A 21,139-nucleotide genomic window follows, 5' to 3' on the forward strand; every position below is an offset into this window, starting at 1 on the left:
GTTGCCGGTCGATGCCAGGGACAAAAAACAGAGTCTTGCTGTCGCTTTGTTCCAGGATGTCGCGGGCCGGTTGAAAAATCGTGCAAGATAGGAAATTCGGCGCGTATGGAAAGACGCCTGTCAAAACCTAAATCACTGAATGTGAACGGACTGTAAGATTTTCGCTAAACGACGCTTCCAAGCGGCTGCGGCAGCGTAAACACAAACACCGACCCTTTGCCAGGCTCGCTTTCTACCCAGAGGCGGCCGCCGTTCTTTTCGATAAAGTCCTTGCACAAAATGAGCCCCAGGCCCGTGCCTTTTTCGTTGGCCGTGCCTTTGGTGGAGTGTTTGGTATCGATCCGGAAGAGCTTTTGCACCACTTCGGAACTCATGCCCACCCCGTTGTCGGCAATAGCCACCTGTATCTGCCCTTGCCGTGCTTCGGCCGTCAGCCAGATGCTGCCCCCTTCCGGGGTAAATTTAATGGCGTTTGACAGTAGGTTGCGCACCACCGTCGTTACAGAATTCTTATGCGCGTTCACGATGCGCACACCTTCGCTTTTATAGGCGATCTCGATCTTTTTGGCCTGCGCCTGTGCGGTCAACAGGGCTTTGTTCTCTTCCATCACTGTGGCAATGTCAAAGACCTCCGGCTTAAATTCGATGTTGCCCGTCTGCGAGCGTGACCACTCCAGCAGGTTTTCCAGCAAGGCAAACAGGTTCTTCACCGACTTGTCGAGGTCTTGCGCCAGCATGCGAATCTCGTCTTTGCTGAGGCTGTCGGTGTGATTGATCAGCAGTCCCGAAAACGACGTCAGCGAATTCAACGGTCCTTTTAAGTCGTGGCTGATGATGGAGAAGAATTTGTCCTTGGTGGCGTTCAGGTCTTGCAATGCCAGGTTCTGTTGTTGAATGGTGGTATTTGTTTGCTCCAACATGCGGTTGGTGCGGCGCTTGATCATGTACTGGTATAACACCAGCAGAATGATGACGCCCGCCAGCGCAATGAAGGCATAGAGGTATAGTTGTCGTTCTTCCTGTTGCTGGAGCTGCTGCGCGCGCAGGAGCGATTCCTGTTTCAGGTTCTTGATCTGCTCCTTCCGCAACTTTGTGTCGGTTTCCGACGGGCGCCGGTCCGTGCGTTCAGGTTGCATCATGTCGTTCAGGGCCAGTAACAAATTACTATACTTTAGTGCCTGTTGATGGTCGCCCAACTCGGTATAACAGTCCCGCAGGGACTCATAGCTGCTGGAAAGCTCCCGTAGTGCTTCGACTTCACGTGCAGCGTCAAGCGCCGGCAAAAGATTGGCAATGGCCTTCTCATATTGTTTCTGCCGGAGATAGAGCATACCGATGTTGTTATACGACTGCGCAATGCCGCTTTTGTCTTTCAGGCCCTGCCGGATCTTAAGCGCCGCCATGTGGTTGGCTAGTGTACGGTCATCGTTCCTCGTTAAGGTATATAATTCCCCGATGTCATTAAGCGAGATAGCTTCGTTTTTGCGGTCACCCAGTGCGCGCCATACTGTCAAGGCTTCCTTGTGCCGCTTCAATGCCTCCTGATAGTTGTTCATGGACGCATACAGGCGGCCGAGGTAAAACATCGCCTGTGCTACTACCTTGGTCTGCCCCAGGTCATCAGCCTTGTGGATTACCTGTTCAAAGTTTTGCGACGCCTGGTCGTGATTCCCCATGGCAGTATATACTTTGCCCAGCTCGATACGAATGCGCGCTTCCAGGTGCGGGTTATTAAATGCGGTGCTCATCTGCAGCACGAGCATCAGACGTTCAAGGCTGTTCTGGTAGTCGCCCGTCATTTCCGACGCCCTGGCCATCGCCAGGTACGTAAATAACTTGCGTTGGTCCAAGCCAAGGGAATCTTCGAGTGTCAGGGCCTGCTCGAAGAAGTCAAATGCTTGAAAGTCGTAATAGGATAAATAGATCAGCCCGGTCTCCGTCAGCGCCTTGGCTTGCCCCGCGGCATCGCCTGTCTGCCGTGCTTGCTGGAATCTTGTGTCTGCTTCTTTGAGTAACCGCTCCGCCTGTACCTTCTCCCCGGCTTCCGGAAAGCTGTCGTACCAGGTCAGGTCGGCATTGATATCCTGACTATGGGCCTTCGTACAGCAGAACAGCAAAAAAATGGATACGATTAAAAAATACTTCCCCCGGATTGGCATCCCTCAAATTTCCTCAAAAGTGAAGAAAAAGCAGTGAGATATTCAATGGAAGTTTGCCGTAAAACTTACGTAGTCGGCCAACGCTCGCCGCACCCGATTAACGTTGCCCTGGCCGCGCCGTTGCAAACTATATCCGGGCGTTAAAACGTCGCCGGTACTTCGACTAAAAAGCTGTCGAGCCAGGCAATGGCCTCCTGTCGGTTATTGAACAGCTTGGTCTGTATAGGAAACTTATTAACAGTGGAAAGGATCAGGTTGATGTAGTAAAGCTTGAAGGCATTTCCGTTGGTGACAATGGCCCCGCGCTTGAGCCCCGCCGCAACTGCCAGGGGCATCATTTCTTTTTCAAACCACTTCCGGTTGTCGGGGTTGATCACCCCCTGGTTGGAGATGTCCGACAGCATACCGTCGACCGGAACCTTACGGCCGAATTCGATCATGGTCAGAAATGGTTTCTTGTATTCTTCGGTGCTGGGGCTGCCGTTCCAGATCAGGATCATGGAACGTTTCTCCGGAAAATAGGTCACCGTGGCGTAGGGGGCGTCAAAAACGATGGTATTCATGAGGGGTTAGATTCGCTCGTATAAGATACGGAAAAACAAGGCAGCACAGTGCGGCCGTTTGTCGCTTTTTATGCGCGCTAGTGTCTGTTTAACACTGATTTAATATGCGACCGAACACCCCGGTGGCACTTTCGGAAAAAAAATCCGTTAAAAAGGGTGATCTTATGCCGGTTAAAGACACATACTGCTAAACAACACTGTATGATCACAACGGAACCCGTTCTGTGTGCACCCGATACGGCTGCCGATGAGGTATTCTTCGAACAGATGTACCGGCAGGCTTTTCCGGTCGTTGCCAGCTTTGTGAGCCGCACGCGCGGTACCTTCCAGGGTGCGAAAGATATCTTTCACGACGCCCTGGTGATCTATCTTGAAAAACGCGCCGCCGGCACGTTACAGGTAGCAAATACCCCCGAGGCCTACGTGGTGGGGATCGCTAAGCACCTCTGGCTGCGCGCCGTCAAGCGGGATCTGCACGAGCTGTCACTCGATACATTCGAGGCCGGCCTGTCCATTGCCGAGCATACCACCGCCGTGCCCGACGCTACCCGGCTGCTACGCTTCCTGGAAGTGACGGGAAAAAAATGCATGGACTTGCTGCGTGCCTGGTATTACGACGGCCTCAACGGCAAGCGCGTGGCTGAATCCCTGGGCTATGCCAACGAGCACGCTGCCGCCGTACAGAAGTATAAATGCCTGGAGAAGGTACGGAATGTAGTCAAACAAAAATCGATGGACTATGATGACTTCCTGCACGGACACACAGCAAATTGAGCGCTATCTGCACCGGCAGTTGTCGACGGGCGAGCGGCTGCTGTTTGAAGCGCGGATGCTGACCAACGGCACGCTCCGCGCCAACGTGCGTGCCCAGCAACGGGTATACGAGCTGGTACGGCTATACCAACGCAAGCAGGTATTGCAGCAGGCCGAGGCAATACACCGGCAATTGTTTACCGATCCGGTACATGCCGATTTTCAACAATCGATTCATCAACTTTTTCACTAGCAGCATATGGTACAAGCAAATCTTATCCCCATGGTCATTGACGGCCGTGGCGAACGGGCCTATGATATTTATAGTCTCCTGCTGAAGGAGCGCATTGTCTTCCTGGGCACAGGTATCAACGACGCCGTGGCCAATGTCATCGTGGCGCAGCTGTTGTACCTCAACAGCCTGGACCAACGGCAGCCCATCAGCCTATATATCAACAGCCCCGGCGGCAGTGTCTACGCCGGTCTGGCCATTTACGATGCCATGCAGATGATCCAGGCGCCGGTGTCGACGGTGGCGGTAGGCGTGTCGGCCAGCATGGGTACAGCCCTGCTTGCTTCCGGCGCCAAAGGCAAGCGTTATGCGCTGCCCCACGCCACCATTCACATGCATCCCACCAGCGCCGGCTCGCAGGGCTATACCGAAGACGTGCGCATCGCCACGCGTGAGCAAGAGCGCATTCAGACACAGCTCTTTCATCTCATGGGAAAACATTCCGGCCACACGTGGCAGGAGATCGAAGAGTACTTTTTACGTGACCGGTATTTAACCGCTCCGGAGGCACGGGATTTTGGTTTGATCGACGAAGTGCTCGGTGATACCAGCGATGTTGTTCAGCTGGACACTCCGTCTTTTGGCATGCGCCTGCTCGGCGACCAGCTTAAACAGCCCGTGCTAACATAAGTGTGGAAACCAATCGGTGTCTAATAATTTAGCGGCGGTTTTTAGCAATTATTCAATTGAAGGCTTTATTTGCAGAAAAAATTGCCCGTGAAGATATTGGTCGTCGACGATGAGCAGCTGGACCTGTTTGTAACCAAAAAGCTGCTAGGCCTTGAATTTGAGGCGGAAGGTTTTACTTCCGTAGAGGAGGCGCTGCGCTGGGCCAGGGATAATCATTTCGACGTGGTGCTGATCGACTATTACCTCACCCCTACGATATTGGCCCACCATGTGCTGAAAGATCTGCGGGCCATTAAAGGCGATACATTCAAGGCGTTTGTGCTCTCCAATTATGTGGACGACCAGCAGGCGCGCGAGCTACGCAGCGCCGGCTTTGCCGACATCATCTATAAACCGATTACCCTGGAGAAATTCCGGGAGCATGTGAAGGCAGAGTGAGAGTAAGAGCGAACATACTTACGCTGTATTTCTTCGCGCTCACACTCACGCTGTTTCTATTGGTACGAGCCGACCTCTTTGTTTGTCACCATCGTGGCCATCTTTAAGATCCGTAACGGATTTTGTTTATGGTCGCGGATCACCGAGTAGCTGCCGCGCAGCAACACTTCTTCCCCCTTCTTCGACACGCGCTCGTATTCGCCCGGTTGAGCAATACCCTGGCGCAGATCGTTCCAGAATTTACGATAGGCATCGGTCATGGTATATTCAGGTTTGACAAAGATGCGATGGTGCTTGCCCTGGATCTCGTGCAACGCATAGCCCATCATTTCGAGGAAGGGCACATTGGCGTCGATGATGGTGCCATCCAGCGCGAACTCGATCGAAGCAATGCCGCAGTCGGCGATCGCCTGAATGCGATTCTCTAACTCGGTGGCACGTCTCCGCATTTCCTCTTCCTGCTGGCTCACCATCTGCATTTGTACTTTTGCCTCGGTAATGTCGGTGGCTAGTTTCAGGATTTTAGTAGCGTTACCATTCTGGTCGGTGATGATCGAGTAACTACCGTTGATGTAGATCTTGGCGCCATTCTTCTTCACTCGCTCATACTCCCCGGGCTGCGGTATACCGGCTCCGAGCAATTCCCAGAATTTACGATACTCGGTTGTCTGGGCATATTCCTTGTCGACAAAGATGCGGTGGTGCTTACCTTGAATCTCCTCCAATGTGTAGCCCATGAGCTTCAGGAATGTGTTGTTCGCCGTTAGGATGGTGCCGTCCAGTTCGAACTCGATTGCCGCGATACCACTATTGTTGATCGCATCGACGCGGCTTTCCATCTCGATGGAGTTGCGGCGCATTTCTTCCTGCGTTGCCGACAGCTCCTCCATGTTCTGGCGCATCTCTTCTTCCTGTGCACGCATCTCTTCTTCGCGCTGTTGTGAATCGGTCAGCAGGCTCTTGATTCGCTCCGTCGTTTTTACCGACAGTAATGAAATCGCGATGGCTTCGCTGGCTTTCTTAAAGAACTCAACCTGTCCTTCGGTATAGTTGGTGAACGAAGCGAACTCCAGTACACCGGTCACTTCTTCGTTGGCCAACAGCGGAATGATAATCACGCAAGAAGGTGTCGCGAGGCCCAGGCCGGAGGTAATTTTTACGTAATCTTTCGGCACCTGGGTTAGCATGATTATCTGTTTTTCCAGGAAACACTGTCCTACCAGCGAGTCGCCTATTTCCACGCGACCCTCCATAAACTTCCTGCGGTCGTATGCATAGGCGGCGGTTATCTTCAGGTATGGCTCGCCGTTCTCATCCTCTTCGCGCAGGAACATACAGCCCTGGTTCGATTGCGTATAGCGTGTGAGGTCGCTGATCAGCTCATTGGATAATATTTCGACATTGTCGGCGTGACGGCGCAGAATCTCGCCGATCGATGCAACACCTTGCGTGATGTATTTGTCAGCGCGCTCACGCTCGGTTGCCTGGACAATGTTGTGCTGCATTTTGAGCAGTGATTTGCCCAGTTCATCGTCGTTTTCCGTCACGACATACTGCGTATTCAGATTGCCTTTGCTGATCTCGTCGGCGAAGGCGATGTTGCGGCCTATGTGTTTCAGCTGATCACCCAGTTGCTCGGCAACCGCCGCCGTATTCCGGGTGCGTTTACCCAGACTATAGCCCCAGAGCGCATTGATATAGAGAATGAGCGTGGCGATGGTGGCGTGAAATAGAAAGGTCTCCAGGTCCATAAACTCCAGCTGCGTGAAGTACACATCTTTCATGCCTGTAAATTGCAAATAGGCAAAAATTCCGTGGTGCAGCACGATAAAGACCAGCAGCGGTATTTGCAAGCGCCAGTTTTGGTAGGTGATCAACAGGGCCGAGCCTACAAAGAACATAAAGTGCATTTCAAACATGCCGTGCATCTGGTAGATATACTGCGCCGAGAACACACCGACAACCACTGCCAGCACATAGCGGTATAGCGGCGAGTGCGGTAGTAGCAGCTTGGTGCCATAATAGCTAGCCAGACAGAGCGTACCAACACCAATCGCGATCAGGTAGGTATCGTAAAAGAATGCCAGCACGATGCCGACCACGAAGTACACCGACAGGGCGATGTTGATCTTTACGTCGGACTTCGCATTAATATCCGCGAAAGCTTGGGGTGTAAACTTCACGGGCGTTTTTTCAGACGGGTTCATTTAATATTGGAGGTTTGACGAGTTCAAGGTGATGTTACTGGAAGAGGCTAACAAAGAGGTTCGGCTTTTCCGCGTCCGGCAACTGGCAACCGTAGGGTTGCGTAGCCCGTGGTCCGAACTGTGGCGAAGCCTTACCGGCCACGAGCGCGGTTAACGCAATCTCAGCATAGTTGCTGTCTTTCGTTGTACAGTAGCGGGATTTGTTATAGTTGCCGCGATAGAACAGCCGGCGCTCAGCGTCGATCACCACCGCTTGAGGGGTTGCGTATACGCCGCAGGCCGAGGCCAACGAGTCGGCATGGTCCTGCACAATTACCACGGAGGGGTTATCGGTTCCGATCATGTCCTGCGCACGCGCGAGGTCAGCGTACGCCGGTATAACGGCAAATACCTGCACCTGGTTGCCAAACTGACTGGCCAGCGAATGAAAGTGTTTCAGGTTGAAGCGAGAGCATGGGCAGTCGGGGTTGAAGAAGTGTATATACACAGGTTTGCCCGCGCGGTAACCTGCGAGCAGTGTAAAATCTACTTTACTTGTGAGAGCTTGCGACACAAAATGCGGAGGGACGGGAGTCGGCATCACGTACTTCATCTCTTGGGACCAGAACAATAACGCGATGGATACGGACGCAGTCCCAAGCAGCAAACTGACCAACACTTTTCTCATGTACTCAGGAGTTAAATACGATAAATCATATACGACTAAACTTCGCCCGAAGGATTTTAATACGTATGGATTTTCATGAAGTATACATACATGGGCTATTCGAAAAACAATGCCATATTCGGATTGTTCAGGTAAGTGGGAAAAGTAAGCGATTTTCTGGCCTGATTTTCTTTTCAACCGATTGAAATGCGCACGAAGTGTTTCCCAAACACCATATTATCGTCTCAATTCTGGAATAGAATAAACACATCGTGCAATTGACATCAGCGGCAATCTTTATGGCATGCGAGGTACTTATACAGTAGCTCCCTTCTGTACAACGGTGTTTTTACAAATAGCGGTACATGCCGCAACCGCCCATTTTGAGAAAGTTGAAAGTGAAAAATCAAAACAACGTCAACTGATCCGCTGGATCATCAGGCTCTGCCGTCCCGAAATTAGAGACAGAAATGCCCAGCAGCCGGATGCGCTTCTCTTGCCGGTCCACCGCGTTGAGCAACTGGCAGGCTACTGTAAACAGCGTCTCCTTTTCGTTCACCCCCTGCGCAAACGACTGGCTACGCGTAATTTGCTTAAAATCGTGGTATTTTATCTTGAGCGTTACCGTCCTGCCCCGCAGGTTGCGTTTATACAGCCGGACATGTACAACCTCGGCGAGATGCTCCAGCTCCACATACATATCGTCTACTACGGCCAGGTCTTCCGCGAAGGTGTCTTCCGCGCCCACCGACTTGATCTCCCGGTCGGGCTGTACGCGCCGCTCGTCGCGGCCGCGTACGATCTGGTAAAAGAAACGGCCGGTCTTGCCAAAGTGTTGCACCAGCTGTGCCTCCGTTAGTTTCTTGAGGTCGGCGCCCGTATGCAGGCCCATATTTTTCATCTTCGTCGCTGTCACGCGTCCCACGCCAAAGAACTTTTCCACCGGCAAATTCTCCATGAACGTCTCGATCCGCGACGGCCCGATAAATGTCAGCCCATCGGGCTTCTGCATGTCCGACGCGATCTTGGCCACAAACTTATTCACCGACACCCCCGCCGACGCCGTCAGGTGCAGCTCGTCCCGGATCGCATCTTTAATCCTCTGAGCAATATCCAATGCCGAGCCGATGCCCTGTTTATCCTCGGTCACATCCAGGTATGCCTCGTCCAGGGAGAGTGGCTCGATCAGGTCTGTATAGCGCGAAAAGATCTCCCGCAGGTGCGCAGACACGCCGCGGTAAACGTCAAACCGGGGGAACACAAAGATCGCCTCCGGACAAAGCTGCCGCGCCTGCCGCGACGACATCGCCGACCGCACCCCAAACTTCCGCGCCTCATAGCTCGCCGTCGCCACCACGCCCCGCCCCTCGGGCGGCCCGCCGACAACGAGCGGCTTTCCCCGCAGCTCCGGATAGTCGCGTTGCTCGATCGACGCATAGAAAGCGTCCATGTCGATGTGAATGATCTTTCGCACAGCGGGAGCAAATATAAGGTGCGGAGTGACAGCAGTGTGTCAGTTGGATGCAGATGCGTGGCCGCCCACTAGCGTAACCGACAGGTTTCCTATATCCGTAGCATTTAAACTATATTTACGCCATGAGCATTACCCTTCGCAGAGACGTTTTTCAAGCGATTGCCGACCCCACCCGCCGCGAGATCATTCACTTGTTAGCCAACAAAACCCTGACTTTAAACGGGGTCGCGGAGAACTTTAAGATCAGCCGCCCGGCGATCTCAAAACACATTCGTATCCTGTCGGAATGCGGGCTGGTTGTCGTACATCAGCAGGGACGTGAGCGCTACTGCGAAGCCCACCTCAACGCACTGCGCGAAGTATCGGAATGGACGGCTCAATACCAAAAGTTCTGGGCCGCCCGGCTGGACGCCCTGGGCGAGTTCCTCGAATCCGGCGGCAGGGCTCGTAAAACGCGAAAGCGCTAGCATACTTTTGTACACCCGCGCTTCCGGTCAAAACAACAAAGATTTCTATTTCGCGGCGTTATAAACGCGCACCATAAAGACATATTCCCGCCACTTCTTCACTTGCTGTACCTTGCCCAGGTTCTTGAGCGTATTGATACGCGGCAGGGCCAGGGGTACATTCACGGTGTCGATCGGCATGTCCATAATAGCGTGCAGCAGGATTGTCGACTTGGTAGCAAAGGCCGCACCCGATGTTTCGGTCTGCAAACCGCTAATGATACCTACCAGCTCGCCCTTGGCGTTAAACAGCGGGCCACCACTGTTGCCGGGGTTAACCGGTACGGATACCTGGTAGGCATTGGGGTTTTGTTTGTAGCCAGTGGCGGCGCTCACGGAGCCTTCGCCAAAGACGATGTCTTCGCGCGGAAAACCCAGCGTAAAGACTTCTTCGCCGAGATTGGCTTCTGACGGGCTGACCGTGTATGGCAGTGACCTGACCGGCGTCAGCAGCTCGGGCGCGATCTTGAGGATCGAAATATCGTTTTCTTTGTCACTGAAGAGAATATCTACTTTCAGACGGCCAAAGGTCTCATTTTCAATGTAAACCGAGTCAGCACCTTTAATGACGTGGTAGCTGGTGGCGACGTAGCCGTTGGCGGAGATCATGAAGCCCGTGCCGGCATAGGTCTCGGGCACGGGGCCTGTCTTTTCTTTGTTGGATTCGGCAATGTCGGCCATGAGGCGGCTCTGGGACTTGCGGATCTGCTCCACGTTCCGGCGCAATTCCTTATAATAGGCGGTTTGTTTGGTTTCCAGCGACTGGGTCATTTGCAGAGTGCCCAGAATACTAATTAGTGCGACGGAAGCTGCCACGGCCGTCATCGGCCAGTACTTGCGCCACAGGTTGGTACGGGTTACGGTCATTACCGGTGGACGTTGCTCGTGCTGAACAGAGGTCGTCATGGTGTCGTGTATCTCGTCCAGGGAGGCTTTCAGGTCGTGGCGCCGTCCGTAAAAACGCATGGATTCGATCAGATTCAGGTGTTCCTGGACCTGTTGCGAAAGCACCGGGTCGCCTTCCATACGCTGTTCCAGGGCTGCCTTTTCGTCGGGTGGCAGCGCGTTCTTGGCGTAGCGGTCCAGCAAATCGATCAAAGCGCGGTCAGGATTCATGAGGGGGTTGGTTGTGCAGCGTAAAAAAAAGCTTTTTCAAGCGTTGTAAACATTTGTATTTCTGGTTCTTAGCCGTGTCCGTGTTACTATACCCAAAGGTATCGCGGATACTCTCCATCGAGCTTTCCTGCAGGTAAAAGGCCTCCAGAAGACTCTTGCAGGGGTCGCCGAGCTCATCCAGCGAAGCTGCCATCTTGTGAAAGATCTGCTCTTTGGCTTCGATGTCGACCATCTCCTCGTCAATTCCTGCTAAGGGCTCTCCTTCTTCAATTTGCCCACGGTACCGTTTTTTCTCCCACAGGCGCTTTAGCCACAGCCTGCGGCTTACAGCATAAAGAAAGGTTTTTACCTTGCAGTGTAGGACAAAGTCCGGTTGCTGAACCTTTTCATAGAACGCGATCACCGCCTCCTGGTAAATGTCCTTTGCCTCCTGCTCCGTGCCGCTGTTTGAACAAATAAGGTGTAAAACCATTGGGTAATGCGCCTTGTACAGCTCCTGCAGCACGATCCGGTTATTCTTTCTGATCTCCGAGACAATCAGCTCATCAAAATAATACACTGCTTATGCTAATAAGGTGGACTTTATACAAACGAACCCCCAAGGTAACCCATGGAAAAAACTTTTCAAACCTGAAAAATATTGGGTTACCGGGGGGACCTTTTTGTATGAAGGGAAAATTTTAACCATTTGACTATGAAAATCAAGATCGCATCATTTTTCGCAGTAGCTGTAGTAATTGTAGCCGCTGCTTGCTCTTCAAAACCTGCTGAAACTGCAACTGAAGTAGACACCACAGCAACTGAAACTGTTGCTCCCGAGCCGATGGCACCAGCTGCTGCTGATACAACAGCGACTGACACAACGGCGACTGCTGCTCCAGCACACTAATTCGAAACGACTATTATCCTGTAAACTACACCTTTGTGAGCACCACGGACCCTGTCCGGCTCACAAAGGTTTCCCTCTCTCCTTTTCTCTTTCCCCGTCCCTACAGTAAATCGTACTAGCTTGTTATAAACGCTGATCGTGCACAGATCAGCAGTGAATAAGTCTGTCCGGACGGTAACGATCGCTTCACTTTATTATATCTGTAACCATGCAAAAGCTCATCGCCGTCCTTTGCGTTGTGGGACTATGTTCCTGCTCGTCTAAAAAATCTGAAATGTCCAGTGCCGATGCCATTGGCGTCGAGTCGGTTGCAGAAGCGGCCATGACCGAGACTGCCGCTTCGGCAGGCAAGGCCGCGAATCCACAGCAAGCTTCGCCCGCAATGGCGTTCAAAGATCCTTACCAGGGTAATTCCAAGCTGATCAAAACGCTGCACTACCGTTTCGAAGTGGCCAACATAAAAAAGAGCACCGAAGCCATCGAAGCAGCACTCAAAAAGTACCCCGCCTATATGGAGTCTTCCAACCTGCGTACAGAGTATCAGTTGGTGGAGAACCATGTGATCCTGCGTGTGCAAAACGAATACTTCCACGAACTGCTCACCGACATCGACGCCCAGGCCCTCGCGGTGGAGTTCCGTAACGTAAGCACCGAAGATGTTGCCAAAGATTTCGTCGACCTGGAATCACGCCTGCGCACCAAACGCGAGGTCGAAGAACGCTATCGCGACATCCTGCGCAAAAAAGCGGGCACGATCGAGGAACTGCTCGAGACTGAAAAGCAGATCGGCATCTTACACGAAGAGATCGAAGCCACTATCAGCCGCGTCAACTATCTCCGCGAACAAGTAAATTATAGCACGCTCAAGCTCGAATTATACCAGCACATACAACCCACCGTTGCCATCGAAGAAACACCCGCCTGGGGCGAACGCTTCTCCGACGCTTTCTCAACCGGACTGCAAGGTGTCGCCAGACTGTTGCTGGGACTTGTCTATATCTGGCCTTTGTTGCTCGTTGTGGCTACCGCCACCGGCATCGTGATGTTTCTGAAACGCAAGGGACGCGTGAGCTTCTAACGTTCGATTATCGGGCGTAGGTCTTAGCCCCATCTCTCGATTACGTTCAAATAAAGACGATACTTCCGTTATTATGAGCTCTTCCGATTTTTCGGGAGAGCTTTTTATTTCGGCTCGCGACGCCGGCGCGGTTCACATCTTTCACCACATCATCCTCCATCGGCGAACCATACCGTACACCCACCGTCAGCATCAGGCTATACGATTCATCCGCAGACAGTGGCAGTCACCCCGATAAGATCGGAACTAACGCAAGTTCCTCCCGACTTGTCGGGATTAAACTTGCGCCAGCTGCACGTTTGATCACATTATTTGGCCAATGCTCTTAAGACCTGCGACGTGGTTTTTTACGCGTCAGGAGATTCTTAATCAATTTAGACAATATCGTGAAACCACCCGCGCAAAACCCGGGCGCTGGCATACGGGCACCATTTTTTTTCTACTGTATCAGACAACTCTCTTTAAATCATGAAAACGAAACGTGTTCCTCACGGGAAAAGTCGCCGCATCTGGAAAATTCTGCTAGCGGTTGTAATCGTACTGGTGGTGGTACGGCTTATCCTCCCCTACGTCGTGTTGCGCTATGCCAACAAGACCCTCGCCAATATGAAAGGCTACTATGGTCATATTACCGATATTGACCTGGCGCTGATCCGCGGTGCGTACCGTATGGATAGTATTTACCTCAACCAGGTGGACACCGTTACCCAAAAACAAACGGAGTTCTTCGCGGCTTCCGCTATCGACCTGTCCATTGAATGGAAAGCGCTGCTGCATGGATCGGTTGTCGGCGAGCTGGTCTTTGAGAATCCGATGATACGTTTCACCAAGGACAAGGTGGAGCCTACGGATGTGCGGAACGATTCCACGGATTTCCGGCAACTGTTGGACGACTTCATGCCGCTGCAGGTGAACCGTTTTGAAGTAAACAATGGGCGTATTCGCTATATAGATCAACACTCCAGTCCCCCGGTGGATATTGCGATGACCAACACCAACATCCTGGCGCTGAACCTGCGTAACAGCTACGACTCTGCAGCTTTACTGCCTGCGACTGTCAAGGCCAGTGCCGATATATATGAAGGATCGTTGGACTTTAATATGAAGATTAATCCCCTGGCGGACGATCCCACCTTTGATATGAATGCCGAGGTAAAAAACACCAATCTTGTGAAGCTAAACGAGTTCTTTCAGGCGTATGCGAAAATCGATGTGAACAAAGGTCGGTTTGGACTTTATACCGAGGTGGCGGCGAAAGAAGGACAGTTTAACGGCTACGTAAAACCGTTGATTCAAGACCTCGATGTATTGGGCAAAGAAGATCGCGATGATAACGTCTTTCGCAAAATGTGGGAGGCGGTCGCGGGCGGCGTCGGTGAGATCTTTGAAAACCAACGCAAGGACCAGGTGGCGACCAAGCTCCAATTCCGGGGCGACTTAAAAAATCCGCGCACCAATACCTGGTCAGCGATTATCAATGTATTGCAAAACGCCTTTATCCAGGCCATTCAGCCTTCGATCGACTACGAGATCAACCTGGCATCGGTAGATTCGCCGGAGAATAAAGAGAAGAAAGGGTTTCTGGCAAAAGCATTTGACTCGGACAAGTCTGATAAGGATGACAAGTCCAGGGACGAGAAGAGGGCCGAGCGTAAAAAGAAACGTGATGAAAAGAAACGCGAGCGTGAGGAGAGACGCGAGGCAAAAAAGCAGGAGAAAGATAGTGGGCGCGCCATTTGACGGATTAGCGCCGGCGCCAACTTGGCTGGCATAATTTTTTCGTATAGACCTCACATATCTGGGATATAGACCCTGGGGATTAATTTCCTCAGGGTTTTTCCGTTTATAGAAATCTTTGTTTTCAATAGCATTTTTCCGGTTTTCGCTGTATTATTTTATCCCACCTTCTCGCTACCTTGAACACATAAACTCTAACCATGGCTAAAAAGATTCCTATTGCCAAAGCTTCCACCGAAGCCGTTACCCTCGCACGCCCTAAGACCAAGACCCCGGCCAAGAAGTCGAAGACCCCACCGGTGCGCAATGTCACTGCTCCGAACGCTACTGATGCTGCGGGTAGCGCTGACGATATGCTTGACAACCGTGAGCTTCTGCGCGTCTTAACCGAGATGCGCAACGGCAACTTTTCTGTTCGGATGCCTTTTGATAAGGTAGGCCTGCCGGGTAAGGTTTGTGATACGCTCAATGAAATTATAGCGCTGAACGAGAAGATGATGCAGGAATTTACCCGTGCCGGTAATACCATCGGTAAACAGGGTAAGCTGACACAACGCATCGAAGTGCCGAGCGCGCAAGGTTCGTGGGCGACGGGCGTTTCTTCGTTGAACGCGCTGATCTCCGACCTGGTACACCCGACAATCGAGATCGCGCACGTAATCAGCTCGGTGGCAAAGGGTAATCTTTCGCAGGAGATGCCGCTGGAAATTGGTGGCTACACCTTGCAAGGTGAGTTTGCGCGTATTGCCCGCGAGGTAAACGACATGGTGAAACAGCTGAACCTGTTCTCGATGGAAGTAACGCGCGTGGCGCGGGAGGTGGGTTCGGAAGGGAAGCTCGGTGGTCAGGCGAAAGTAAAGGGTGTCGCAGGGGTGTGGAAAGATCTTACCGATTCGGTAAACCAGATGGGGAGTAACCTGACGGCCCAGGTGCGGAACATTGCCGAAGTAACAACGGCCGTGGCGAAGGGTGACCTTTCGAAGAAGATCACGGTGGATGTGAAGGGTGAGATTCTCGAGCTGAAAAACACCATCAACACGATGGTGGATCAGCTGAACTCCTTCTCGTCGGAGGTAACGCGGGTGGCGCTCGAAGTGGGTACAGAAGGGAAGCTCGGTGGCCAGGCACAAGTAAAAGGCGTAGCCGGCACGTGGAAAGATTTGACTGACTCCGTAAACCAGATGGCCTCGAACCTCACGGGCCAGGTACGTAATATCGCGGAAGTAACAACGGCCGTGGCGAAGGGCGACCTTTCGCGCCAGATCACGGTGGACGTGAAGGGTGAGATCCTCGAGCTGAAAAACACCATCAACACGATGGTGGATCAGCTCAACTCCTTCTCGTCGGAAGTAACGCGTGTGGCGCTGGAAGTGGGCTCGGAAGGGAAGCTCGGTGGCCAGGCGACGGTGAAAGGTGGCGGTGGCGTGTGGAAAGATCTGACCGATTCGGTAAACCAGATGGCGTCCAACCTGACGGGCCAGGTGCGGAACATTGCGCAGGTAACAACGGCCGTGGCGAAAGGCGACTTGTCGCGTAAGATCACGGTGGACGTGCGGGGTGAGATTCGCGAGCTGAAAGATACGATCAACACGATGGTGGATCAGCTCAACTCCTTTGGTTCCGAAGTAACGCGCGTGGCGCGGGAAGTGGGTTCGGAAGGTAAGTTGGGGGGGCAGGCGACGGTGGAAGGTGTCGGTGGTGTCTGGAAAGATCTGACCGACTCCGTAAACCAGATGGCGTCGAACCTGACGGGCCAGGTGCGGAACATTGCGCAGGTAACAACAGCCGTGGCGAAGGGTGACTTGTCGCGTAAGATCACAGTGGATGTGAAGGGTGAGATCCTCGAGCTGAAAGATACGATCAACACGATGGTGGATCAGCTCAACTCGTTTGCATCCGAAGTAACGCGTGTGGCGCGGGAAGTAGGCTCGGAAGGTATGCTTGGTGGCCAGGCGGACGTGCCCGGTGTAGGCGGTACGTGGAAAGATTTGACGGACTCGGTAAATAAAATGGCGGGTAACCTTACCAGCCAGGTGCGGAATATTGCGGAAGTAACAACGGCCGTGGCGAATGGGGACTTGTCGCGTAAGATCACGGTGGATGTGAAGGGCGAGATCCTCGAGCTGAAGAACACCATCAACACGATGGTGGATCAGTTGAATTCGTTCGGCTCGGAAGTAACGCGCGTGGCGCGGGAAGTGGGCTCGGAAGGCAAGCTCGGGGGCCAGGCGACGGTGGAAGGTGTCGGTGGTGTGTGGAAAGACCTGACCGACTCGGTAAACCAGATGGCGTCGAACCTGACAGGCCAGGTGCGGAACATTGCCGAAGTAACAACGGCCGTGGCGAAGGGTGACTTGTCGTGGAAGATCACGGTGGATGTGAAGGGTGAGATCCTCGAGTTAAAAAACACTATCAACACGATGGTGGATCAGCTGCGGGGTTTTGCGTCGGAAGTAACGCGTGTGGCGCTGGAGGTGGGCTCGGAAGGTAAGCTCGGCGGCCAGGCCGACGTACAGGGTGTGGGTGGTACATGGAAAGATTTGACAAGCTCCGTAAACCTGATGGCGTCGAACCTGACGAGCCAGGTACGGAACATTGCCGAAGTAACAACGGCGGTGGCGAACGGAGACTTGTCGCGCAAGATCGACGTGGATGTGAAAGGCGAGATCCTGGAGCTGAAGAATACGATCAACACCATGGTGGACCAGCTGCGGGGCTTTGCCTCGGAAGTAACGCGTGTGGCGCGGGAAGTGGGTACCGACGGTAAGCTCGGTGGCCAGGCGAACGTGCCGGGTGTAGGCGGCACGTGGAAAGATTTGACGGACTCCGTAAACCAGATGGCGTCCAACCTGACAGGCCAGGTGCGGAACATTGCCGAAGTGGCGATTGCCGTGGCGAACGGCGATATGTCGAAGAAGATCACGGTGGACGTGCGCGGAGAGATTCTCCAGCTGAAGGAGACCCTCAACACGATGGTGGATCAGTTGCGCGCGTTTGCGTCGGAAGTAACGCGTGTGGCGCGGGAAGTGGGTACGGACGGTAAGCTCGGGGGTCAGGCATTCGTGCCCGGTGTAGCCGGTACGTGGAAGGACTTGACGGACTCGGTGAACCAGATGACGGGTAACCTCACGGCGCAGGTGCGGAACATCGCCCAGGTGACGAAGGCCGTGGCGTCTGGTGACCTTTCGAAAACGGTGGCCATCGACGTGAAGGGTGAGATCCTGGATTTGAAGAATACAATCAATACGATGGTGGAGCAGCTTAACTCCTTCGCCTTCGAAGTAACGCGTGTGGCGCGGGAAGTAGGAACGGAAGGAAAGCTCGGGGGTCAGGCCGAGGTGCGGGGTGTAGCCGGTACGTGGAAAGATTTGACGGACTCCGTAAACATGATGGCGTCGAACCTGACCAGCCAGGTGCGCGGTATCGCGAAGGTTGTGACCTCGGTGGCGACGGGTAACCTTCGCCAAAAGCTGTCGATCAACGCGAAGGGCGAAGTGGCGCAGCTGACGGATACAATCAACGAGATGATCGAGACGCTGGCGGTGTTTGCCGACCAGGTAACAAACGTGGCGCGCGAAGTAGGTGTCGACGGGCGACTCGGTGGCCAGGCGAACGTGCCGGGTGCGTCGGGTATCTGGAAGAATCTTACGGAGAACGTGAACCAGCTGGCGCAGAACCTGACCACGCAGGTGCGTGCGATCTCGGAGGTGGCGTCGGCGGTAACGAAGGGTGACCTTACCCGTACAATCCGCGTGGAAGCGCAGGGCGAAGTGGAAGCCTTGAAAGATACCATCAACCAGATGATCTCCAACCTGCGCGCGACGACGCTGCGGAACCAGGAGCAAGACTGGCTGAAGTCGAATTTCGCGAAGTTTACGCAAATGCTTCAGGGGCAGCGTGACCTGGATACCGTGAGCCGGCGCATTCTCTCTGAGCTTGCCCAGGTGGTCAAGGCGCACTATGGTGCGTTCTATATCCTCAAGCACAATGAAGAGACCTCGCACGTCAACCTGCAGTTGTTTGCGGCATATGCCTATAAAGAGGAAAAAAATATACCACGCGAGTTTTCCATTGGCGAAGGGCTGGTGGGGCAATGCGCGCTGGAGAAAGAACGCATCTTGTTAACCAACGTGCCGCAGGGGTATATCAAGATCAACTCTGCGCTGGGCAAAATCCGTCCGGCGAACCTCATCATTCTGCCCGTGTTGTTTGAGAACGACGTGAAGGCGGTGATCGAGCTGGCCTCGCTGGAGATCTTTAACGAGACTCACCTTGACTTCCTCAACCAGGTGACGGAAAGTATCGGTATCGTGTTGAACACGATCGAAGCCAACACCCGTACGGAGGAGTTGCTGTCGCAGTCGCAGTCGCTGGCGGGCGAGCTTAAGAGTCAGCAGGAAGAGCTGCGCCGCACCAACGACGAGCTGCAAGACAAGGCGCTGTTGCTGGTGAAGCAGAAGGACGAAGTGGAAGCCAAGAACAACGAGGTGGAAGAAGCGCGTCGTTCACTGGAAGAAAAAGCCGAGCAGCTGACGCTTACTTCGAAGTATAAATCAGAGTTCCTGGCGAACATGTCGCACGAGCTGCGCACACCGCTCAACAGCTTGCTCATTCTTGCGCAACAGCTGTATGAGAATGCGGAAGGCAACCTCAACGACAAACAGATCAGGTATGCCAAGACGATTCACTCGTGTGGCGACGACTTGATCCAGCTGATCAACGACATCCTCGACCTGTCGAAGATCGAGTCGGGTTTTATCTCGACCAACATTTCACTGGTATCTATTTCGGAGATCGCGTCGTTTGTGGAGACTACCTTCAAACCGATCTCGGAAGCCCGCAGCCTCAAGTTCCGGATCGAAACGGAAGCATCGCTGCCGGCGTCTATGGATACCGATATTCAGCGTCTCAACCAGATCCTCAAGAACCTGTTGTCAAACGCTTTCAAGTTCACGGAGAAGGGCGAAGTAAGCCTGAACATCTTCGAAGCGAAGAAGACGTGGAAGACCGGCAACCCGGGACTGGAAGCCGCACGCAGAGTGATCGGCTTCTCCATTACCGATACAGGGATTGGCATCCCGCAAGAGAAACAACTTATCATTTTTGAGGCCTTCCAGCAGGCGGAAGGTTCGACCAGCCGGAAATATGGTGGCACGGGCCTCGGCCTCTCTATCAGTCGGGGTCTGGCGGAATTGCTGGGCGGTACGATCGAGCTCGAGAGCGAGCCGGGCCAGGGCAGCACGTTTACGCTGTACCTGCCGGTGAACGCCGTGTCAAGCGCCTTCGCGCGCGAGAAGCCGGAGAGCATCAAAACCATCGATCAGCTACAGCTGACTGACGACACGGGCGGGATCGATTCACTGCTGAACACACTGCGCGTAACGAAGGACGGCGTCGAGGCCCGGGGCCTGGAAATCGTGAACGAGCTGACGAACGACGCAGGCGACGACCGCACGAACATATCGGCTACCGACAAGGTGATCGTTGTTGTCGAAGATGATTACCGCTTTGGTAAGATCATCTTGGAGAAAGCACACTCCCACGGGCTGAAAGTAGTGATTGCTTCTACCTATGTCGAAGTGTTCGAGTTCATCAACCGCTTCACTCCTATCGCGATCACGCTGGACGTGAAGTTGCCGTCGACGAGCGGCTGGAAGGTGCTCGACCTGCTGCGCAACGACCTCAACTATCGCCACATTCCGATCTATGTAATCTCGGGTGAAGAGAACCGCGCGCTGGCGATGCGCCGGGGCGCCCGCGACTTCCTGCTGAAGCCGATCGACAACGCGGCGTTGGACGAGCTGTTCCGCGATGTCCTCTCCTACAACCATCGTCCGTCGCGTACGGTACTGATCGTGGAAGACAACGAGATCGATTCGTCGCAAATCGCCAAGGTAATGGAAGATACGCATGTGATGGTATCGATTGCCACCACCGGTAAAGAAGCCTTTGACTTTCTGGAGGCGGAAGACCCGGATTGTATAATTCTCGATTATACACTGCCCGATATTTCCGGATCGGACCTGGTGAGCAAGGTAAGCCTGCTGAAAAAGAAGCTGACGCCGGTGATTGTATACTCGGCGCGTGACTTCGACAAGGGCGAGCTGGCGCACCTCGGCCAAAGCTCGAGCGCGGTGATCCTCAAGAATGCCAACTCCATTGAACAGCTATTGGAAGAGACGATCTCCCACCTGCACATCAATCACAAGGATCTCTCGCAACAGAAGCGTCGCATTATCGAGACGATCCGCAGCAAGGAGGATATCCTGAGTGGTAAGAATATCCTGGTGGTGGATGACGACGTACGAAACCTGTTTGCGTTGACGACGGTGTTCGAGCGGTATAATATCAACGTTATTACCGCAGAAAGCGGACGGGATGCTATTCAGATCCTGAACGACGATCCGAAGATCGATATGGTATTGATGGATATCATGATGCCCGAAATGGACGGGTATGAAACGACACAGAAGATCCGCCGTGAGCATAAGAACAGCTCGTTGCCGATCATTGCCGTGACGGCCAAGGCCATGAAGGGCGATCGCCAGAAATGCATTGAAGCAGGTGCTTCGGATTATATCACCAAGCCTGTTAAAATAGATCAACTGTTGTCGCTGATGCGCTTCTGGTTCTGTAAATAAAATTGTTTTT

General features: G+C 53.3%; 16 protein-coding genes. 9 read left to right on the plus strand and 7 right to left on the minus strand.

Annotation, left to right across the window (positions count from 1 at the left end):
• Positions 1-164: 164 nt before the first annotated feature.
• Both KK062_RS19880 and KK062_RS19885 read right to left on the minus strand, forming a co-directional pair.
• Positions 165-2,117 (minus strand): tetratricopeptide repeat-containing sensor histidine kinase, encoded by a 1,953-nt coding sequence (locus KK062_RS19880; RefSeq protein WP_254086094.1) that lies wholly within the window; start codon positions 2,115-2,117, stop codon positions 165-167.
• Between the two features lie 182 nt (positions 2,118-2,299).
• Positions 2,300-2,722, minus strand: coding sequence for a hypothetical protein (locus tag KK062_RS19885; RefSeq protein WP_254086095.1), 423 nt, complete (start codon positions 2,720-2,722; stop codon positions 2,300-2,302).
• 201 nt (positions 2,723-2,923) lie between these two features.
• Between KK062_RS19885 and KK062_RS19890 the strand changes: the two genes are divergently transcribed.
• From KK062_RS19890 to KK062_RS19905, 4 genes are all read left to right on the plus strand, one after another.
• Positions 2,924-3,496: an RNA polymerase sigma factor gene (locus tag KK062_RS19890; protein ID WP_254086096.1), complete on the plus strand. Its 573-nt coding sequence runs from the start codon at positions 2,924-2,926 to the stop codon at positions 3,494-3,496.
• Positions 3,462-3,728: a hypothetical protein gene (locus tag KK062_RS19895; RefSeq protein ID WP_254086097.1), complete on the plus strand. Its 267-nt coding sequence runs from the start codon at positions 3,462-3,464 to the stop codon at positions 3,726-3,728. The genes KK062_RS19890 and KK062_RS19895 overlap by 35 nt, the downstream gene beginning before the upstream one ends.
• Positions 3,729-3,734: 6 nt before the next feature.
• Positions 3,735-4,397: a ClpP family protease gene (locus KK062_RS19900; RefSeq protein ID WP_254086098.1), complete on the plus strand. Its 663-nt coding sequence runs from the start codon at positions 3,735-3,737 to the stop codon at positions 4,395-4,397.
• An 87-nt stretch (positions 4,398-4,484) separates the two neighbouring features.
• A complete protein-coding gene (locus tag KK062_RS19905; RefSeq protein WP_254086099.1) occupies positions 4,485-4,835 on the plus strand; it encodes a response regulator in 351 nt (116 codons plus the stop codon).
• 56 nt (positions 4,836-4,891) lie between these two features.
• Here the strand turns inward: KK062_RS19905 and KK062_RS19910 are convergent, their stop codons facing one another.
• The 3 genes from KK062_RS19910 to dinB all read right to left on the minus strand — a co-directional run bounded on the left by KK062_RS19910 (position 4,892) and on the right by dinB (position 9,162).
• Positions 4,892-7,042 (minus strand): PAS domain S-box protein, encoded by a 2,151-nt coding sequence (locus KK062_RS19910; protein WP_254086100.1) that lies wholly within the window; start codon positions 7,040-7,042, stop codon positions 4,892-4,894.
• Between the two features lie 34 nt (positions 7,043-7,076).
• Positions 7,077-7,709, minus strand: coding sequence for a DUF6436 domain-containing protein (locus KK062_RS19915; protein WP_254086101.1), 633 nt, complete (start codon positions 7,707-7,709; stop codon positions 7,077-7,079).
• Positions 7,710-8,094: 385 nt separating this feature from the next.
• Positions 8,095-9,162, minus strand: coding sequence for a DNA polymerase IV (gene dinB / locus KK062_RS19920; RefSeq protein WP_317195797.1), 1,068 nt, complete (start codon positions 9,160-9,162; stop codon positions 8,095-8,097).
• Between the two features lie 122 nt (positions 9,163-9,284).
• Here dinB and KK062_RS19925 point away from each other — a divergent pair, with 122 nt between their 5' ends.
• A complete protein-coding gene (locus KK062_RS19925; protein ID WP_254086102.1) occupies positions 9,285-9,629 on the plus strand; it encodes an ArsR/SmtB family transcription factor in 345 nt (114 codons plus the stop codon).
• 45 nt (positions 9,630-9,674) lie between these two features.
• Here the strand turns inward: KK062_RS19925 and KK062_RS19930 are convergent, their stop codons facing one another.
• Both KK062_RS19930 and KK062_RS19935 read right to left on the minus strand, forming a co-directional pair.
• Entirely contained in the window at positions 9,675-10,784 is a 1,110-nt protein-coding gene (locus KK062_RS19930; protein ID WP_254086103.1) for a S1 family peptidase, read from the minus strand.
• Entirely contained in the window at positions 10,774-11,343 is a 570-nt protein-coding gene (locus tag KK062_RS19935; protein ID WP_254086104.1) for an RNA polymerase sigma factor, read from the minus strand. Before KK062_RS19935 ends, KK062_RS19930 begins: the two co-directional genes overlap by 11 nt.
• 135 nt (positions 11,344-11,478) lie before the next feature.
• Here KK062_RS19935 and KK062_RS19940 point away from each other — a divergent pair, with 135 nt between their 5' ends.
• The 4 genes from KK062_RS19940 (at position 11,479) to KK062_RS19955 (ending at position 21,129) form a co-directional block, all read left to right on the plus strand.
• On the plus strand, positions 11,479-11,673 hold the full coding sequence (locus KK062_RS19940; RefSeq protein WP_254086105.1) for a hypothetical protein: 195 nt from the start codon (positions 11,479-11,481) through the stop codon (positions 11,671-11,673).
• A 208-nt stretch (positions 11,674-11,881) separates the two neighbouring features.
• Entirely contained in the window at positions 11,882-12,751 is an 870-nt protein-coding gene (locus tag KK062_RS19945) for a DUF4349 domain-containing protein (RefSeq protein ID WP_254086106.1), read from the plus strand.
• A gap of 468 nt (positions 12,752-13,219) precedes the next feature.
• Complete coding sequence (locus tag KK062_RS19950; protein WP_254086107.1) at positions 13,220-14,491, plus strand: DUF748 domain-containing protein; 1,272 nt, start codon at positions 13,220-13,222, stop codon at positions 14,489-14,491.
• Positions 14,492-14,688: 197 nt separating this feature from the next.
• Positions 14,689-21,129, plus strand: a complete 6,441-nt coding sequence (locus KK062_RS19955) for a HAMP domain-containing protein (protein ID WP_254086108.1) — start codon at positions 14,689-14,691, stop codon at positions 21,127-21,129.
• Positions 21,130-21,139 lie beyond the last annotated feature (10 nt).

Source organism: Dawidia cretensis (assembly GCF_018598175.1).
In the GTDB taxonomy this organism is placed as follows: Bacteria; Bacteroidota; Bacteroidia; order Cytophagales; family Cyclobacteriaceae; genus Ohtaekwangia; species Ohtaekwangia cretensis.

Excerpts from the sequence above, each read along its gene's own strand:
- KK062_RS19885 (WP_254086095.1), bottom strand. The coding sequence starts at position 2,722 with ATGAATACCATCGTTTTTGACGCCCCCTACGCCACGGTGACCTATTTT.
- KK062_RS19900 (WP_254086098.1), top strand. The coding sequence starts at position 3,735 with ATGGTACAAGCAAATCTTATCCCCATGGTCATTGACGGCCGTGGCGAA.
- KK062_RS19925 (WP_254086102.1), top strand. The coding sequence starts at position 9,285 with ATGAGCATTACCCTTCGCAGAGACGTTTTTCAAGCGATTGCCGACCCC.
- KK062_RS19940 (WP_254086105.1), top strand. The coding sequence starts at position 11,479 with ATGAAAATCAAGATCGCATCATTTTTCGCAGTAGCTGTAGTAATTGTA.
- KK062_RS19950 (WP_254086107.1), top strand. The coding sequence starts at position 13,220 with ATGAAAACGAAACGTGTTCCTCACGGGAAAAGTCGCCGCATCTGGAAA.
- KK062_RS19895 (WP_254086097.1), top strand. The coding sequence starts at position 3,462 with ATGATGACTTCCTGCACGGACACACAGCAAATTGAGCGCTATCTGCAC.
- KK062_RS19915 (WP_254086101.1), bottom strand. The coding sequence starts at position 7,709 with ATGAGAAAAGTGTTGGTCAGTTTGCTGCTTGGGACTGCGTCCGTATCC.
- KK062_RS19890 (WP_254086096.1), top strand. The coding sequence starts at position 2,924 with ATGATCACAACGGAACCCGTTCTGTGTGCACCCGATACGGCTGCCGAT.
- KK062_RS19945 (WP_254086106.1), top strand. The coding sequence starts at position 11,882 with ATGCAAAAGCTCATCGCCGTCCTTTGCGTTGTGGGACTATGTTCCTGC.
- KK062_RS19955 (WP_254086108.1), top strand. The coding sequence starts at position 14,689 with ATGGCTAAAAAGATTCCTATTGCCAAAGCTTCCACCGAAGCCGTTACC.
- KK062_RS19910 (WP_254086100.1), bottom strand. The coding sequence starts at position 7,042 with ATGAACCCGTCTGAAAAAACGCCCGTGAAGTTTACACCCCAAGCTTTC.
- KK062_RS19930 (WP_254086103.1), bottom strand. The coding sequence starts at position 10,784 with ATGAATCCTGACCGCGCTTTGATCGATTTGCTGGACCGCTACGCCAAG.